Source organism: Raoultella sp. T31, from assembly GCF_002806725.1.
Lineage (GTDB): Bacteria > Pseudomonadota > Gammaproteobacteria > Enterobacterales > Enterobacteriaceae > Klebsiella > Klebsiella electrica.
Genome location: NZ_PIBO01000020.1, coordinates 22882 through 39522 on the forward strand (window position 1 = coordinate 22882; position 16641 = coordinate 39522).

Genomic DNA, 16641 nt, shown 5'->3' on the forward strand with positions numbered 1-16641 from the left:
TTAATTAATGAGCCACTAAGCGTGGCGATGATGGCCTGTATTTAGAGTGACTTATTTGGCACTTAGGAGGAGGCTCATGAAGAAGAGTATCTGTGGATAGCACTTGAACTGAGGACTGCTTGACTAAAACTGCTTTCATAAGGTCTGTATTCCAAACCGATGACGCCATTAAGACATAGCGAAATTATTATAGCAAGATTTATGTTTTTTATTTTACCCACTTAAACACCTGGATGGCTATATGTCCGTAAAATGCCAGCGATAACATCAATCGCCATCTCAGTTTTGCCGAATCGCGATGCACCTGATATTTCGCGGTATTAGCGCGCGTCTTTTGCAACGTATAAATAATACCTGTGCCACCGGCATAGATATCCCGAGAGAAAACCTGAATAAATACCGGCTCTGCGGGCCGGCCGGATGTACTGCCTTACGGACAGGCATCCGGCCTGCCGTCAAAACAGATTATTCACGCCTGTCCCGAATCAGTTTCTTTCTGTCGATCGGGTTGCCCTCCCGATCGAAGTAGCGACTCGGCCATATTTCCGCAGGGTCGATACCCAGCGCCTGCGCGATTAAAAACTCCCCCTTCGGCCACGGGCGGGACAGCGTGTTGGCCAACGTCGACGAGCTCAGCCCCGCCTGGCGCGACACCGCCGCCAGCGACAGGTTGCGCTTTTTTAATTGCGCAATGATATCAGCCGGATGCATATCAGTTCTGTTCATCTCATTCATTCCTTTGCGTTAGTGAAGTCGTACATATTCTCACCACTACACTAAGTAATACTTAGTACATTTTCAACTAACAGCTACCAGAATCGTGATTCTGTTTCCAGTCTTTCAGGATCATCATGCTGCCGCACCGTTTAAAAGAAGCGCGCCTCAGAACGGGACTTTCCCAACAAAAACTGGGTATCCTCGCGGGTATTGATGAGGCGACGGCGAGCGCGCGGATGAACCAGTATGAACGCGGCATCCACACTCCTGACTTCGCGCTGGCCTGTCGGCTGGCAGAAGTGCTGAAGATCCCGGCCTGTTATTTCTATACGGTTGAAGACGATCTGGCGGAAGTGGTGGCGGGCTGGTATCAGCGCTGACGATGGCCCCGGATGCCACGTGACCTGGTTCCGGGAAGACCTGGGCTGGGGCGTGTTTGCCTTAATCGTCCGATGACCTGAAGCTGGCGGTAGCCGACGGCGATATTCGCGCACACGGACAATCCGTCATCGAATGGATAGCATTTAAGCGTATATACCCTGTCGCCGCCCCGCATTCGTGATGCAGGCTAAGGGCATATTCTGGTGCGCCGAACGGCTGAGCCGGGCGACACACCAGAAAAGGGTCTTGCCGTTACATCAGAACCACGCCTCAAACATCCCGCCGACGTTCAGTGAATCCAGCTGATCGTCTTTGGTGCCGTTCACCTTCGCCGTGCGTTTGTTGTCAACCTGACCGCCGGTGACGTAGAAGCGCAGCATCGGACGGAACTCCGGCCCCATGCCGATGGCGATGTTCTGCGACAGCGTCAGTTTCCAGCCGTGGTTATCCCCGCCCCGATCGTAGTCAACGCGCTGATAGCCCGCTTCCAGCCAGGTGGAGTGCACGTCGTTCCAGAAGTACATCGGACGCACGATGGCACCGTAGTTCTTCCGGTTGTCGGTGTTGTCCTTGCTGTTGTCATAGTTGTGGAAGGCCAGCAGATACTCGACCTGCGCCTGCTGAGTGAACTTGTATAGCCCCTCGAAGCTGGCGTAAACCGTCGTCAACCCGTCCGTTTTGTCGTACACGCTGTTATCGGCATTATCGGAATAGCGCAGAATCACTTTGTTCACGCCGCTGTCGTTGGTGTGGCTCAACAGCAGGCCGCCCTGCCAGGCATCAATCTGCGCGTCGTTATCCACCGCTTTGGAGTCAAAGCCGTAGTTGGCATAGACTTCAACGTCGATAGGGCCCGCCTTGATATTGTGGGTTTTGGTCGTCAGCGCGTAATGACCGCTGTCGCCGGTATCAGACCCGCCGGTGCAGGTAATGCGCGAGGGGTTAGATTCATCCCCCATTACTTCCGGGCTACAGGATTTCACCTGCGACACCCCCGCCACGTCGAACTGCACGCCGCCGATATCGAAGTTTTTCACCCCGGCGCCCTGGCCGTCGTGGTTCATCCAGAAGTAGTCGTTGATGCCCTGCTGTGGACGTTGATGGAAATCACGACCGGCCCAGATGTAGGCGTTCGGATTGGATTCCAGCACGTTGGTGACGCCAACGTAGGCTTTTTTCAGGTTAACTTCGTCGCTCCAGTGGTCGAACATGACGTTGAGATCCCAGATAGCGCCCTGGCTGCTCTTAAAGGCTTTGGTTATCTGGAATTCGCCACCGTTGCTTTCGTTACCCAGACGGCCGATGGCCGAGGCGCCGTTATAGGAGCCATCGACGCCGATATATTTCTGATCGCCGGTCTGGAAATGGGCGCCGTAGCGGGCGTAGCCGCTAAACTTCAGGCCAAATGGAATCGCCATATCCGGTGACTGCGCGGCGGTTTGGGGATTGGTCTCCAGATCCACCTTCTTCGCGGCGGCGGCGTCCATTTTCGCCTGGCGATCCGCCAGCGCCTTATCGACGGCTCTGGCGACAATGGCGTCAATTTGTTCCTGAGTAAATTCTTGCGCCATAACGGAGGTAAAAGGGCAAAGAGTGGCGATAACCGCCATAGCTAATGGAAGTTTTTTTATCATATTCATGTTTATCTCAATATAGTTTAATTTTATTCAGATAATAACAATCCCATTCTGGGGTGACAGAATATGTCGCTATCATAAGAACAATATAATTGTTATTTTTACGGTCTCAGAGGCTTTGCGCTATTATCGTGACAGTATCTCCATGAGTGATATTTACGTATGCGCGCCGGGCAGATGAATCATTTCGCTTAATTCATAAGCCAGCATTATCGATGGTTTGCGTTACCGCAGTCTTTGGCCCTCCTCCCTGGCTGGCAGTGCAGAACAGGCGCGGCCCCGGCAGCGGTTTTTGGCAAAGGCATATTGCATAAATCGTCCTCGTTAACTTCCTTACCCGCGATTTGTGTGCCCCCAATAATTCGCTGTCGCTGCGGCGCTTTGATATTGCTTAAAGCGCATGGCTCAGTACGCAGGAATCGTCAATCTATCTGTAGCGTATCGGGTTCACCGAATGTGCCGAAATCAATTGCCGTAACGATTAATGGCATGTTCAATCAGTGCCCCCACAGGGGCACTTACGCCAAATTCAGTCGAAGAGATAAGCGTTGACGAGGTTTTCGAGTAATTCCTGATGCCCGCTTTGATGCTGAGGATTAAGGTTATGCTGTTCAGCGTATTGAGCGGTTTGCGCCAGCGAAATTTTCCCTTGCAGAATTTGCTGCCCCACTTCACCACTCCAGCCGGCATAGCGTTTTGCCACGCGTTGTTCCAGTTTGCCGTCTTCAATCATGCGAGCGGCCTTTTTGAGTGACAGCGCCATCACATCCATTGCGCCAATATGACCATGGAACAGATCATATTTATCGGTGCTTTGACGGCGTACTTTGGCATCAAAGTTCAGGCCACCGGTGGTAAAACCGCCGGCTTTGAGGATCTCATACATAACAAGCGTGTTTTCTTCGACGCTGTTCGGGAACTGATCGGTATCCCAGCCGAGCTGAGCATCGCCGCGGTTGGCATCAACGGAGCCGAAAATATCCAGGGCAATGGCGCTGGCAATTTCATGGTGGAAAGAATGCCCGGCAAGCGTCGCGTGGTTGGCCTCAATGTTCACCTTGATCTCTTTTTCCAGACCAAACTGCTTCAGGAATCCATATACCGTAGCAACATCGTAATCGTACTGATGCTTAGTCGGTTCTTGCGGTTTAGGTTCGATAAGCAACGTGCCACGGAAACCCGTTTTATGTTTGTGCTCAACCACCATCTGCAGGAAGCGGCCAATTTGTTCGCGCTCATGACGCAAATCGGTATTCAGCAGGGATTCGTAACCTTCACGCCCGCCCCACAGAACATAGCTTTCGCCGCCTAACTGCTGGGTGGCGTTCATGGCGGCAACGACCTGCGCCGCCGCCCAGGAAAAGACGTCCGGATCAGGGTTGGTTGCCGCCCCGGCAGCGTAGCGCGGGTGAGTAAAGCAGTTGGCCGTCCCCCACAGCAATTTCACCCCGGTTTCTTGCTGCTTTTGCGCCAGCACTTCGGTCATTTTTGCCAGGTTATTGCGATATTCTTTCAACGATGCGCCTTCCGGCGAAACGTCCACATCATGGAAGCAGTAATACGGCACATTGAGTTTATGGAAGAATTCAAAAGCGACGTCAGCTTTAAATTTTGCCTGGTTAAGCGCATCCCCGGCCTGTTGCCATGGCCGTTCAAAAGACCCGCTGCCAAACATATCTGCGCCATTCCAGCAGAAGTTGTGCCAGTAGCAGGCGGCAAAGCGCAGGTGCTCTGCCATCCTTTTTCCCAGCACGATTTCATCCGGATTATAATGGCGAAAAGCCAGCGGGTTGGCTGTTTTTGGACCTTCAAAACGTACTCTGTCAAGTTGATCGAAATAAACGGGCATAATGAACTCCATAATTCAGGAAGCGAAAAATAAATAATTTGGACCTATCCTGTATTTTCCCTGGAGGTTGCTCAATTACGTTATTTCACTCAGCAATTAAGAAAATGCACAACTGTGAACCATCTCGCAAATAACATCGCCATATATTCAGGCCATTTATAGTCATATTAACCAGCCTTTTTCTACGGAATTTATCTGATGACTCAAAAAAATAAAACCCTGTTTTTTAGTGGTACTCGTATACTGTGGATAATGTTTATGGACGACCGCTCAACATGCCAGATACGCAGCCTGTGGAGAGCCTTAGTTTCGATGATCACAGAAGTAAAAAAACATAACAAATTAATGTAAAAACGTAATGGATTCTCCCAGCCCATCCGTGTAACAAAGTATTTCACATTCACGTAAGAAACCGGAGACTTGATTAGAATGAGCAAAAACATACTGCAAAGTCGGCATGATGAATATCATAAATTAACTCGCGGAGAACGTATTGGTTATGGGATGGGTGATTTTGCGCAAAACCTTGTTTTTGGTACCATAGGTGGTTTTCTTGCTCTTCACATGTTGACGGTAAATACAATCAGCACCGCCACCGCAGGATTTATATTCCTGTTTGTCCGCATCGTGAATGTTTTCTGGGACCCGATGGTCGGTACCTACGTTGACAAAAGAAGTTCAAGCGCCGGGAAATACCGCCCCTGGCTTTTAAGAGCCGGCATTCCGCTCGTGATTCTTTCCGCGTTACTTTTCGCGCCCATTCCTGGAATAAGGGGCTCGGTTCCTTTCGCGTTTATCATTTATCTGGCGCTGGATTTAGTTTATTCACTGGTGAATATTCCCTATGGCTCTCTGAATGCCTCATTGACCCGGGATCCTGAATCGATTGATAAGCTGACAAGTACGCGCATGATGCTGGCAAACAGCGCCAACCTGCTGGTCTATACCCTGTTCCCTATGTTTGTACAGATGGCCTCCCCCAAAGATCGCAGCCTCAAGGATACGGGTTTCTTTGGCCTTAAGCTCAATATGGGTAACTATACCGATCCCTCAGCTAACTATGCGTGGTTTGGCGTTTACTCAATTTATATGTTGATCGGCGCGGTAGCCCTTTACCTCTGCTATAAATTCACCAAAGAACGCGTTGTCGCGACGGCCGAACAGACGGCTAACGTAAAAACAACCGATTTATTCCTTGAACTCAAGAATAACCGCCCGCTGGTCATTCTCGGGTTATTTTTCATGTTAGCCTTTACCTTCATGTTTTTCATGAACACGGTTAATGGCTTTTTCAATCAGTTTGTTGTCGGCCATTCTGAATGGATGGGGGCTATTGGTCTTATTGCCTCAATCCCCGGCATTGTCTTCCCTGTTTTTTGGCCAAAACTGAAGAAAATTTTTGGTAAAAAAGGCTTCTTCCATCTTTTCCTTGGCATGTTTATTGTGGGTGAATTGCTGACCTACGTATGGTCACGCGAAAGCATGCATGATGCTCTGTGGCTTGCTTATATCGCAACATTCATTAAACAATGGGGTTTAACCTCGGCGACCGGTTTCATGTGGGCGCTGGTGCCAGAAGTCATTGCCTATGGCGAATTAAAATCAGGCAAGCGTAATGCCGCAATCATTAATGCGATTATGGGGCTCTTCTTTAAGATTGGTTTTACGATTGGCGGCGCGATTCCATTGTGGTTACTGGCCGCTTATGGCTTTAACGAAACCGGCGCGCAACAAAGCGCAAGCGCGATCGACGGAATCATTATGACCGCGGTGTGGATGCCAATCGTGTTAGCCGCGATTTCAATGATCATTATTCAACTCTATCCTGTCTCAGACAAAAATGTCATCGAGATCAACCGTCAGCTTGATGAGATACGGGCATAGTTAAAAAATAAATTAAAAATTGCGCAGTTCTGAATGATAAATTTTAAAAAGGTAGAATGATATGTCACTTATTCAAAACCCTGTATTACCTGGATTTAATGCGGACCCTAGTATTATCCGTGTAGGGGACACCTACTATATCGCAAACTCTACATTTGAGTGGTTCCCTGGCGTTCGTTTACATGAGTCAAAGGATCTACAGCACTGGAATCTGCTCCCCAGTCCCTTGTCTACCACCACCCTTTTAGATATGAAAGGCAACCCTTCATCCGGTGGGATTTGGGCGCCGGCGCTTTCGTATGCCGATGGCAAATTCTGGTTAGTGTATACCGATGTGAAAATCACCGAAGGCGCGTTTAAAGACATGACCAACTATCTGACCACCGCGACCGATATCCGTGGTCCGTGGTCAGACCCCATAAAACTGAACGGCGTCGGTTTTGATGCCTCGCTTTTCCATGACGATGACGGGCGTAAATATATCGTTCAGCAAACCTGGGACCATCGGGAATATCATCACCCCTTCGATGGCATCACGTTAACTGAGCTTGATACGAAGACCCTGAAATTAAAACCGGCGACAGCGCGGACCATTTATCGGGGCACCGCCGTCGCCCTCGTTGAGGGGCCACACCTCTACAAACTGAACGGCTATTATTATCTTTTCGCCGCCCAGGGGGGGACCGTTTTCACCCACCAGGAAGTTGTTGCGCGTTCTAAAACCCTGGATGCCAACAGCTTTGAAACCGAGCCTGGGGAAGTCTTCTTAACGAATGTCGACACACCAGACAGCTACATCCAGAAGCAAGGGCATGGCGCTTTGGTCTCCACCCCCAAAGGTGAATGGTATTATGCCTCGCTCTGCGCCCGTCCGTGGAATCGTCCAGGTGAGTCGGCCTATGATCCTCGTGGCTGGTCAACCCTGGGCAGAGAAACCTCAATCCAGAAAGTGTATTGGGATGCGGACGGCTGGCCGCGTATCGCAGGGGGCCACGGCGGAAAAACCTTTGTCGAAGGGCCAGGCGATGCCATTTACACCGAAAGCGCCAAAGACCATAGCCAGTACGATGAGTTTAAAACATCAACCCTCGATCCTGACTGGAATACGCTGCGTGTCCCGTTCACAGAAAAAATGGGGACCACCGGCGATGGCAAGCTGACTTTAATCGGGCAAGGTTCATTAGCGAATACGCATAACCTGTCGCTTATTGCCCGACGCTGGCAAGCCTTCTACTTTGATGCCCAGGTTAAAGTGAAATTTGATCCGTTCAATTATCAGCAGATGGCCGGATTAACGAATTACTACAACGATCGCCACTGGAGTTTTGTGTTCATCACCTGGAACGAAATTAATGGCGCAGTCATTGAGATCGGCGAAAATAACCGTGGGAAATACACGTCATATTTGAAAGATGATGCCATCAAGATCCCGGAAGGGACCGAGTATGTCTGGTTCCGCAGCAAAGTGCGCAAACAAACGTATAGCTATGAATACAGCTTTGATGGGGTCAGCTTTACTGAAATCCCTGTTCAATTAGATGCCGCCATTCTTTCCGACGATTATGTGCTGCAAAGCTATGGCGGGTTCTTTACCGGGGCGTTCGTTGGCCTTGCGGCTGTCGACTACTCAGGTTATGACGCCAGCGCAGAGTTTTATGATTTCCATTATCAGGAGCTGGGCGATGCGTTAATGGCCGATGGCACATATAGCTGGCAAGCCAGCGAATCACGTTTTAATTAAGTCATGGCGAACCTACGTTATCTTAGCGATAGCGTAGGTTTTTGCCGTGGACAGGCAATGACCGCCTCTTATGCTCTACAGAGCGCGCCCCTTTTTCACTGAGTCCTGCGGACCTGGATTGCACTGTTCTTTTGTGCCCGGAAGATAAAAATTGCCGTTCTCATCGGGATCCGTTCCTCCCGGACACCCTGCCCGCCCCGATGAATTATCTGAACTGCCTCCGTCCGAGCCATTCCCGCCATCGGCACCGGGTTTACCAGGCTGGCCCATATATCCGCCATCCCCGCCTTTCCCTCCAGCGCCACCATGTCCGGCACTGGCAGAACAAGCAAACAGCACGAAAATACAGACCAGAACGTGTCTCCCCATGATGCATATCTCCCTTATTTATTGGCTACCCGCAGCACTATACTCTGTTTACAGATAATAACATGGCTACGTTGCAATAAAGCGTCAGGTGATTGTCGCCAGGTTGTCTGCCTGCTGTCGTTAATATGGCGTGGTTGAAGCTCTTCAGCCGGGCCATATTCACTTACCCGTAAAGCACGACGAACGGCAAAAAAGAGGCAGCACATGACGACTATAGCTATATTTTCAAACACCCCGGTCTGGGTGTGGATCCTTTTACTTTTTTTAATAAAAAGAGGGATATCTGCACTGCATTGCCGGGAAACGTCCGTAAAAAACATCTTCATCATACCGGTGTTATTCTTAGCGGCGAGCATCTATCATTTAGCTGGATTTAGTTTTTCTCCCGCCATCCTGCTCTATATCACCACATTAATAATATTTTGTATTATTAGAATGGCATTATTATGGCACTCCTCAGTTGAATATAATGCCGCCACTGGAGTAGTGACGCGTCCTGGCAGCCCATTTATTCTCACATTGATTATTGGATCTTTTATTTTTAAATTTGTCATGACCTGCCTTACGGAAAATGACCCGAAATTATTAATGAACTTATCATTTCAATGTCTGTGGGGCGCAGGCTCAGGTATTGCCACCGGTTTATCATGGGGTGGCTTATTGTATGTCATCTATAAAATAAAAGAGAAAAAGAAAACAATATCGCTTCACTATTGAGAAGGCTCCGGGGCGGTTTGTCCTTTCAGACCGCGTGACCTGTTGCCCTTACGCACCCTCTCCAGTAAACGGCAGGTATAGCGATATTTCGTGGCTTCACGAATACATCCGGTTTACTTTATCATCACCACCAAGGACGCCCCAGAGGCTATTAACGGAGATAACGCTGTGAGAACCGTCGAGATACTGCAATACACCTTACGCAAAGGCAGCGGTGCCGCTTTTCATACCATCATGCGGGAAGTCAGCGTTCCCCTGCACCAACACCACGGGATCGATGTTGTTTCGTTTGGTCACTCGCTGCATGACCCGGATTGCTACTACCTGATTCGCGCCTTCGACAGCCCCGAGAGCATGGCGACGGCTCTTGATGCCTTTTATGCCAGCGCCGACTGGCGCAGCGGGCCGCGCGGGGAGATCATTGGCAGCATCGAGACCAGCATGAAAACCGTGATCAACCTGCCGGCGGAAAGCGTGGATGGCCTGCGCCGGTAAGGGTCGCCATCGGGATTCGCCTGGCGATGGCCTGCGGATTCCACACTCATCGGCAATAAACGCGGCGGACTCGCGCTGAAGGCCGGGATATCCTACTTGCGGTATAAACTGCCTTTGCCAGACCTTGCACGCTGCCAGAGTTCTTCATCTGATAACGTGGTTTGGATCAACTCGACAGGCGCCCCGGCATCATTGATGACAGCCACGAAGTAATCATCTATTGGTTCATAAGGGCCAAGAATGACCTCTTCCCCCGCGATAGCCTGCTCAAGATTATCAACTTTGAACGCGACATGGGGGATGGTTTTCAACAAAGGATGTAAGGGGGAATCGTGGGTAAAGCGGTGCCACTGTATTCTGAATTTTCCCGGGTTATCAGTGGTATACATCCCCGCTTTTTCGCTGAAAATGCCTTCGAATTTTTCATCCTGCAGCGGTATACCCAAGTGATGGAATTCATACTTGACGGACGGTTTCATCTTCTCTTTTCCTTTCTCGTATAGAAGTCTGTTCCGTTTAGTTCTTCGACGGTATCCATCAGCCCTCCTTCTATTCTTAATGATTCGTTGGTTTACCATACGCCTGGCACCATCGTCCAGTGAAATAAAAAGAAAGGCCGCGCGACGAAAATCCCCCGTTATCAAGAATGATTTGATCAACGCCAGGAGTTTTAATTATTCTGATTGCCTTTTTTATTATTCACATGTCAGCGTTACGGTAAGATTCCCCTCATATTTCCCGGCCGTCGTCCCTTTAGCAATATCATTGAGTTGCAACATATAATTCTGCCCGGTTGTCAGCCTGCTCGTCCATTTGCCATTATTCCACTCGGCGTTGAGGACAGAATAACCGATCTCATCGCCGGTCGAATTTTTGAGCGTTCCCGACTGACCATTAGCGGAGCCTGGCGTGAATGTTAATAACGCGTCACCGCTGGCATCAGAGGTAATGCTCAGCTGTTTATCCTGTTTGCCTGGATACACCTTTCCAAACGGGGCTTCACTGGTAATATTCACATGACCAGACTGATAGGGAGTGGCTGATGTGTGCGTGTCATAGACGATACCGTTGTTTCCCAGTTTCTCTAAGCTGTAGGTAAGCACCGTATTCCTGTCCAACCCTTCCTTCAGCCGGAAGGTAAAGTTTCCGCTCCAGTTCACCCTTCCCCAATCGTGCGTAGTGCCATTCCAGATAAGGTTCACCGCGGTACCGTAAGCATCCAGTTTAGAACCGATATCGAGCCTGACGTAGCATGGCGCACCATTATCAAACAGGCAGGAGGTTATCTCCGCGGATATTAAATCTGCCGGCCAGTCCCTGACATAAATCTGATAATGAAATATGACCGCGCCTGGGGCCCATCCACGATCGCTGTAATCACTGTCGCTCAGACTTATTGTTGCATAGGGTACGGCGCTGCAACTGATGGTGGATGCCGCCAGCGTGTTTGCGGAAAAAACCGCCAGAATCCCCAAATATCCCCAGGAGGCTTTCATATATTCATTCCTGAATTAATCTCAGTATCAATAATGAGCCTGGCGCCAGCCGACTTATGGCATGAAGCGCCAGGCGAATATTAACCGCAGACGGAATTGATGTTCGCTGGTTTTATCGGCTTTGTCTGCGGAACAACGCGATGACGTTACTGATAATCAAAGATCATCGTCACCACACTCTTGACGGCCCCCGCTCCCGGGGCCGTGGCTCCGCTCTGCTTCAGTCTGGCCAGAAAGGTCATATCAGCCTTACTGTTTGCAATGGGATACATCACACTGTTGCTACCATCAGGCGCCATCTTAGTGGCCTGATCGCTGTCTCCCCAGATCTCCACACCGACGCCTGTCGCGGCGACTCCTTCTGTTGTCTCGGTGTTTTTAAATAAAGAGGAATCGGTAGCATCCGACACCCCGCTTGCCGTGACCTTCACGCTGGTTGCGCCGCTGCCGCAGCCAGCCAGGTTAAGGGTGAATGCCTCGGTTGCCCCGATTTTATCGCTGCCAAAATCTTTCAGGGAAACCCGGCCCATTGCAACATCCACACCGTTCATACTCCACTGAGGGGTACAGGTATTATCCACCACGGTCGCCGTGATATTCACGGTGGCGGAATCCGATGCAGCCTGAATGCCCGGAGAAAGCGCCAGCAGGGATACGGTTGCTGCGGTTAATAAAGTTTTCTTAATCATCAACGTCATGTTTACAACTCCTGTTGTGTTGTGTGTATAAAACTTGTGGGTGCGGAATAATCACTTCCGCTAATCAGTTGCAGATAACCTGGCTCCATGTCACAGGGGATTTCAGGGCCGCTTCCGGCAGGGTGTAGCGGGCGGAGCAACGCTGGTCGGGCCGGCTTCCCCACTGCGCGTTAATTTCTCCCTTCAGCTTCAACCCGGAGAGGAAAACCTGCCCGTCATCGCCCACCAGGCCGCCGCCGCCGCCGTCCGCCACGCTGACCGTGGTCCCGAACGGCACGGGTTTTCCGTTATGAGTGAGCGTTATCAGGGCCCGGACTCCCGTTCGTACCCGGAAATCAGCTCTCACCAGCGCCCCCTGGGTGGGGACGACGCGCGATACGGCGTTGTCGATGTCCGCATGGCTATCCAGCTTACTGACATCCAGCGCCACCCGGCTTTCCCGGTACTGGCTGGCCCACGGCACCACGGTATAGCCGCGCCAGTCGGTCTGTACGCCGGTGGCGTTATCGACGGGAAGGCCCGCGGCGCCGGGGGCCGCCACCAGAATGTTTGTGGTCCCCAGCGGTTGTCCGAAGGTTGCCCCTTCCCGGTGAAGCACCGCGCTGCCCGATGTGCCGTAGCGCCACTGTCTGTAGTTACGGCTGTAGCTGTACTCCGCCGAAGCGTTACCATAGGTTCCCCGGTAGTCCACGGCGGCGTCGCCACTGTTTCCGTCCTGCCGGCTGTACCCCTGCGACGCGCTCCAGTTCACATTTTCCCTATCGGGTAGTGAACCGCTGATCCCCGCCCGATGTGAGAGCTGGCCGTCAGTCCCCCGATGAGTGCTGTATGTGGCCCATACGTTCTGACTCAGCCAGCCGTCGAGGGGGAGAGACAGGGAGAACCACAGCACGTTATCTGCCCTCGGTTGTCCGTTGTAGCGGGTATGGGCATATGAAATGTTGTAACTGGCCCGTCCCAGCGAGCTGCTGAAAGCCGCCTGCAATGAAGAGGTGGCCGCCACTTCGTCCCAGTATGTCTGGCGGCTCCCCGTCAGGGAGAGGGAACCGACGTTTCCCAGTTGCTGGGAAAGACTGACCTGCAGACGCTCGCGCTTGTTGTTGTTCAGGTTGTAATAATTTATCCAGTCACGTTTTACCGGGCGGCCAGCGGCATCGACGGCCCCTTCCGAATCCCCGGTCCAGCCGGCCATACTTTTCAGCGCGGTGTCATCCAGCGTATGGAAACCGCGGGTTGAGTAGCGGTATCCCGCCAGTTGCAGTGTGGTTCCGGTAGACACCAGCGAGCGTCCATAGAGGAAGCGCAGGGACTCCCCCCGGTGACGGGAACCGTCGGCCAGGATGCTGTCGGCATGCGTTATATCTGCCGACACGGCCCCCCATACGCCGGTGTTGAATCCCATCCCCAGCGTGGCGGCGCGGTAGTTCTCCGCAAGCCGGGTACCGCCGTATGCCGTCACGTTATGCGGCATTCCCCACAGGAGAGTGGCCTGCATAAACAGCGGGTCGTCATAGCTGGCGCTGACATTGCGATAGCGAGCGGCGGTAATGCCATAACGCAGATGCCCCTCGCGCTGGAGTACAGGAACCGAAGAGTAAGGCACGGTAAACATGCGTCCCTGACCATCCGCTTCCGTTATCATGACCTCAAGGTCGCCACCGGATGAAAGGAGCGGTAAATCGTCAATGACGAAAGCGCCGGGAGCGACATTGATCCGGTATATCTCGTGACCATTCTGTCGAATGCTGACCTCAGCGCTGCTGCCTGCGGTGCCGCGAATCACCGGCGCATATCCCCGCATGCTGGCGGGATACATACTGTCGTCGGTCGCAAGGTGTACGCCGCGAAAAGAGACCGCATCAAACACATCGCCGCTGGTCGTGCCATCACCGAGCGTCAGTTCGCTACGCAACGGAATGATCGCACGCTGTAACCAGGTGTTCAGATGCTGCCAGTGTTGCCGGCGGCCATAGTCATTTTCCTGATAGCTCCACGTACTGTTATCCCGCAGCCGCCACGCCCCAAGATTGACGCCGCTGGTCAGATTGAGAAACTGGCTGCGGCTGTTACCGTATTTTCCCCGGCTTTCGCTGCCGCTGAACCGCCAGCTCGCCAGGGCGGCATTAATGCCCTCATCCCATCGTTCCGGCGCTATCCAGCCATCCGGCTGTTTGCGCATGGCTGCCTGGGGAATGCTGATATCGAGGCGCATTTTCTGGAAGTCAAACGCCGTCCAGGCCTGGGGAATAAACAGCCCCGGGGTCACACACTGCTCATCCGGCTGGGCGGCTAATTCCGCAAATGCCGGGACATTCACCCCCATATCCGACAGTTCTTCACGGCTCAGACAGGCCTGCAGCCCTGTATTATCTCGCACCGCGGATTGTGCCTCCCCCGCCTGAACGGCAACAAAACGGACCGAACGGGTTGCCACGCGGCTACCGTTGAGATAAGCGTCAACCAGATAGACTCCCGGGAGTTGTGAGCCGCCGGATGAAAAAAGTGACAAGTCAGCCACCGCAACCGGGTCGCCTGAAAGCATAGAGGGGTCAAAATGCAGTCTGGCGCTTGCCGGCAGAGAAACCGCGCACATGACTGAAGCATTCAGTAGCGGCTGGCGAAGTAAATATTTCAGCATACCCGACCCTATGATGAAAAACGGGCAATAACAGGTGCTGAAACAGCGCCGTAATCGTTAATGGTCCGGAACGTAATCCGGCTGCCGGAGGCCGCAGGCAGACTGACGGTGGCGGTGCTTACGGGGGCCACCATGACGCCATCGAGGGAGATGTCGCCGGCCTTAATCTCAGTCAGTGTGATGTAGTAAGGGGTTGGGTTAATAATTTCCAGCCGGTTACCGGCACGACGAAAACGCATTTCAGCAGGCGCTTTATCCACCGCAGGCCTCAGTCCGGCAGGACGGATGAACAGTTTGATACGGCTGGCCGCAGCAATGCGCAGAACGGCTTTACCGCTGTTATCACCCTCGGTCACAGAGGGGATCGCTTTCGCAATAAAATAATAAAGCGATTCCCTGTCCTGATAAGGCGAGCCTGCAACCCGTATCAGGCGAAGAATATTTTCATTCCCCGGCCCGCTCAGATAAAGGGGAGGCGTCACCACAAAATCCCGACTTTTACTTCCGTCAGCATTTTCAACCCACGACTGCACAAGGAATGAGTCTGCCGCGGAAGAATTCCGAATGGAGAGGCTTTCCTGCCGGGAATTCAGTGGATAAATAATGCGGGTTCCCTGAATTGAAATCCCGCCCTCAGCCATGGCAACAGGGGGCAACATGAGCATAAAGACAATAACGAGGCTTTTTCGTAAAAAAAAGACGACGGACGACATAACTATTTCCTTTCAGTCAAATACTGCAGGTTGGGTTATTTACTAATTTTTTCCCTGACGCATACCGATAATATCCCGACAGACCTGAATGCCCGTGCAGCCGTACTCCGGAAGGCCATATTTCACTAAAGTGGTTCGTTTAAGTGAGTAAAGATATTTCGCACTCAAATTCATCTTGCGGCCCATTTTGGTGAATGAATATCCCCTGCAGAGATAATCGAAAAGGAGCGTTTCCCGTTCTGTGACTTTGTTCCTGATAACCGGTAAACGTGTCGCCAGCCTCAAAATGCGGCTCAATGTATTCAGGGACATTTTTTCGCTGAACACCCACGGGAATGTCCGGGAAAGGCCACGCAGTGATACGCGTCTTATATTCACGAGAATAATAACACGACAGCTATTCATTGCCGGGACATGAAGTATTCTGCGGCGCAACTCCCTGTCCTGAACAGCCACAACAACGATGTCCTCGCAAAGCGGTTGGATTTCTCTGTATATCGGATTGGTGGCACAGAGAAATATATATTCACCCTCTGTATACCTTGGCAGTTCCTGTACAGCCGACAGGATAAATTTATTGTCTGAAATAAAATAACAATGCATTAAAGACTCATTCGATTAAAGATCTATTTTTAGGACAAACGGATTTCTCTGTCAGTTATTCACCTTTTAATTTGTAACTCATGGAAATATTTTTTTCATAATTGTTTAGAACGTTTGATACACCAACAATGATAGATATTGACTATCAAACACCACAACATTGATCGGCAATAGCAATTCAAAATGCATAAGAAACATTAATTAAAAACAGATATCTTTTGTTTTATCACAAAACAAAAGCAACCATAAAAAACACATAACCACATGAAAAATAAATAAAAAAATAAAATTGAAAAATTAAAATAAAAACAAATTTAAATTAACCATCCTTTTTACGTAGGAATTTTCCGTTAGATTTTATTGATTGACAGAAAGGCTTTTCTAAAAAAATCAGCCCCCGAATTAACGTGTTATCCCATTGCCATCAGAATAATTTCACCTGCAGCAAAGGGCATATTTACTTCACAAAAGAGAACTTAATCATCTTTTGTGAACTAATGACTCAGCGATGACAAGTTATGAATACAGGCATTTGATTACATTCCCTGAAGATCATTGCCACACGATCTGCCATCAATCCACACATCACCCTGACAAATAATTCTCCAGCCAACCCGAAGAAGATTGATGTAACTCACTATGAGTTATGGAACGACCAGTTATAAATATTAACAATACGGCACTCATAAAAACTTTCGACCAT

14 protein-coding genes are annotated in these 16641 nt (G+C 50.8%); 5 read left to right on the plus strand and 9 right to left on the minus strand.

What is annotated here, in order from left to right:
• Positions 1 to 465 precede the first annotated feature (465 nt).
• Positions 466 to 726 carry a helix-turn-helix domain-containing protein gene (locus CWM52_RS14730; protein ID WP_100684783.1) on the minus strand — a complete coding sequence of 87 codons (261 nt, stop codon included), beginning with the start codon at positions 724 to 726 and terminating at the stop codon, positions 466 to 468.
• Positions 727 to 851: 125 nt separating this feature from the next.
• On the opposite strand from CWM52_RS14730, the gene CWM52_RS14735 reads away from it, so the two are divergent.
• The gene (locus CWM52_RS14735; RefSeq protein WP_032689680.1) at positions 852 to 1097 is read left to right on the plus strand and encodes a helix-turn-helix transcriptional regulator; all 246 of its coding nucleotides are present in this window, start codon (positions 852 to 854) and stop codon (positions 1095 to 1097) included.
• A gap of 258 nt (positions 1098 to 1355) precedes the next feature.
• On the opposite strand, the gene CWM52_RS14740 is transcribed toward CWM52_RS14735, so the two are convergent.
• Positions 1356 to 2738 (minus strand): carbohydrate porin, encoded by a 1383-nt coding sequence (locus tag CWM52_RS14740; RefSeq protein ID WP_100684784.1) that lies wholly within the window; start codon positions 2736 to 2738, stop codon positions 1356 to 1358.
• 526 nt (positions 2739 to 3264) lie between these two features.
• Positions 3265 to 4584, minus strand: coding sequence for a xylose isomerase (gene xylA, locus CWM52_RS14745; protein ID WP_100684838.1), 1320 nt, complete (start codon positions 4582 to 4584; stop codon positions 3265 to 3267).
• A 444-nt stretch (positions 4585 to 5028) separates the two neighbouring features.
• Here xylA and CWM52_RS14750 point away from each other — a divergent pair, with 444 nt between their 5' ends.
• From CWM52_RS14750 to CWM52_RS14770, 4 genes are all read left to right on the plus strand, one after another.
• Complete coding sequence (locus CWM52_RS14750; protein WP_160702580.1) at positions 5029 to 6468, plus strand: MFS transporter; 1440 nt, start codon at positions 5029 to 5031, stop codon at positions 6466 to 6468.
• Positions 6469 to 6529: 61 nt separating this feature from the next.
• Positions 6530 to 8209, plus strand: a complete 1680-nt coding sequence (locus CWM52_RS14755; RefSeq protein WP_100684786.1) for a glycoside hydrolase family 43 protein — start codon at positions 6530 to 6532, stop codon at positions 8207 to 8209.
• A gap of 573 nt (positions 8210 to 8782) precedes the next feature.
• Complete coding sequence (locus CWM52_RS26155) at positions 8783 to 9295, plus strand: DUF6622 family protein (protein WP_133121750.1); 513 nt, start codon at positions 8783 to 8785, stop codon at positions 9293 to 9295.
• Positions 9296 to 9463: 168 nt separating this feature from the next.
• Complete coding sequence (locus CWM52_RS14770; RefSeq protein WP_100684789.1) at positions 9464 to 9790, plus strand: NIPSNAP family protein; 327 nt, start codon at positions 9464 to 9466, stop codon at positions 9788 to 9790.
• A 92-nt stretch (positions 9791 to 9882) separates the two neighbouring features.
• On the opposite strand, the gene CWM52_RS14775 is transcribed toward CWM52_RS14770, so the two are convergent.
• The 6 genes from CWM52_RS14775 to CWM52_RS14800 form a co-directional block, all read right to left on the minus strand.
• Positions 9883 to 10269, minus strand: coding sequence for a hypothetical protein (locus tag CWM52_RS14775; RefSeq protein ID WP_100684790.1), 387 nt, complete (start codon positions 10267 to 10269; stop codon positions 9883 to 9885).
• A gap of 216 nt (positions 10270 to 10485) precedes the next feature.
• Positions 10486 to 11286 carry a hypothetical protein gene (locus tag CWM52_RS14780; protein ID WP_100684791.1) on the minus strand — a complete coding sequence of 267 codons (801 nt, stop codon included), beginning with the start codon at positions 11284 to 11286 and terminating at the stop codon, positions 10486 to 10488.
• A 146-nt stretch (positions 11287 to 11432) separates the two neighbouring features.
• Positions 11433 to 11984: a fimbrial protein gene (locus tag CWM52_RS14785; protein ID WP_100684792.1), complete on the minus strand. Its 552-nt coding sequence runs from the start codon at positions 11982 to 11984 to the stop codon at positions 11433 to 11435.
• A gap of 64 nt (positions 11985 to 12048) precedes the next feature.
• On the minus strand, positions 12049 to 14622 hold the full coding sequence (locus CWM52_RS14790) for a fimbria/pilus outer membrane usher protein (RefSeq protein ID WP_227521305.1): 2574 nt from the start codon (positions 14620 to 14622) through the stop codon (positions 12049 to 12051).
• A gap of 8 nt (positions 14623 to 14630) precedes the next feature.
• Positions 14631 to 15335: a fimbria/pilus periplasmic chaperone gene (locus tag CWM52_RS14795; RefSeq protein ID WP_100684793.1), complete on the minus strand. Its 705-nt coding sequence runs from the start codon at positions 15333 to 15335 to the stop codon at positions 14631 to 14633.
• 42 nt (positions 15336 to 15377) lie between these two features.
• Positions 15378 to 15938 carry a hypothetical protein gene (locus tag CWM52_RS14800; RefSeq protein WP_100684794.1) on the minus strand — a complete coding sequence of 187 codons (561 nt, stop codon included), beginning with the start codon at positions 15936 to 15938 and terminating at the stop codon, positions 15378 to 15380.
• Positions 15939 to 16641: the final 703 nt, after the last annotated feature.

What these genes read in the sequence shown, in the direction of transcription:
- CWM52_RS14730 (WP_100684783.1), bottom strand. Translation starts at nt 726, where the DNA reads ATGAACAGAACTGATATGCATCCGGCTGATATCATTGCGCAATTAAAA.
- CWM52_RS14735 (WP_032689680.1), top strand. Translation starts at nt 852, where the DNA reads ATGCTGCCGCACCGTTTAAAAGAAGCGCGCCTCAGAACGGGACTTTCC.
- CWM52_RS14740 (WP_100684784.1), bottom strand. Translation starts at nt 2,738, where the DNA reads ATGAATATGATAAAAAAACTTCCATTAGCTATGGCGGTTATCGCCACT.
- xylA (WP_100684838.1), bottom strand. Translation starts at nt 4,584, where the DNA reads ATGCCCGTTTATTTCGATCAACTTGACAGAGTACGTTTTGAAGGTCCA.
- CWM52_RS14755 (WP_100684786.1), top strand. Translation starts at nt 6,530, where the DNA reads ATGTCACTTATTCAAAACCCTGTATTACCTGGATTTAATGCGGACCCT.
- CWM52_RS26155 (WP_133121750.1), top strand. Translation starts at nt 8,783, where the DNA reads ATGACGACTATAGCTATATTTTCAAACACCCCGGTCTGGGTGTGGATC.
- CWM52_RS14775 (WP_100684790.1), bottom strand. Translation starts at nt 10,269, where the DNA reads ATGAAACCGTCCGTCAAGTATGAATTCCATCACTTGGGTATACCGCTG.
- CWM52_RS14780 (WP_100684791.1), bottom strand. Translation starts at nt 11,286, where the DNA reads ATGAAAGCCTCCTGGGGATATTTGGGGATTCTGGCGGTTTTTTCCGCA.
- CWM52_RS14785 (WP_100684792.1), bottom strand. Translation starts at nt 11,984, where the DNA reads ATGACGTTGATGATTAAGAAAACTTTATTAACCGCAGCAACCGTATCC.
- CWM52_RS14790 (WP_227521305.1), bottom strand. Translation starts at nt 14,622, where the DNA reads ATGCTGAAATATTTACTTCGCCAGCCGCTACTGAATGCTTCAGTCATG.
- CWM52_RS14795 (WP_100684793.1), bottom strand. Translation starts at nt 15,335, where the DNA reads ATGTCGTCCGTCGTCTTTTTTTTACGAAAAAGCCTCGTTATTGTCTTT.
- CWM52_RS14800 (WP_100684794.1), bottom strand. Translation starts at nt 15,938, where the DNA reads ATGCATTGTTATTTTATTTCAGACAATAAATTTATCCTGTCGGCTGTA.